This window comes from Endozoicomonas atrinae (assembly GCF_001647025.1).
GTDB lineage: Bacteria > Pseudomonadota > Gammaproteobacteria > Pseudomonadales > Endozoicomonadaceae > Endozoicomonas > Endozoicomonas atrinae.
This window is the reverse complement of sequence record NZ_LUKQ02000964.1, coordinates 1-235: the sequence shown is the minus strand read 5'-3', so window position 1 is coordinate 235 and position 235 is coordinate 1. Positions and strand designations below refer to the sequence as shown.

The following is a 235-nucleotide window of genomic DNA, read 5'->3' as shown; positions in this document are numbered from 1 at the left end:
CGTGTGGGCGCTTGTGCGATTGCATCGGTTAATCAGCTTCGGCTGAAAACATTTAAGATGCTTAATTGATCAAGCGAACATACCTGTAAATTCATGTACGTTTAATTGTGACATTGAGCCGTTGTTTCGTTCTCCGGAATGAAATGACACAACGATTTAAACTGAAGAGTTTGATCATGGCTCAGATTGAACGCTGGCGGCAGGCCTAACACATGCAAGTCGAGCGGTAGCGGGA

General features: G+C 45.1%; 1 rRNA gene. It reads left to right on the top strand.

From position 1 onward, the window contains the following. Window positions 1-158: 158 nt before the first annotated feature. Window positions 159-235, top strand: a 16S ribosomal RNA gene (locus tag AK963_RS31055); the annotation flags it as partial.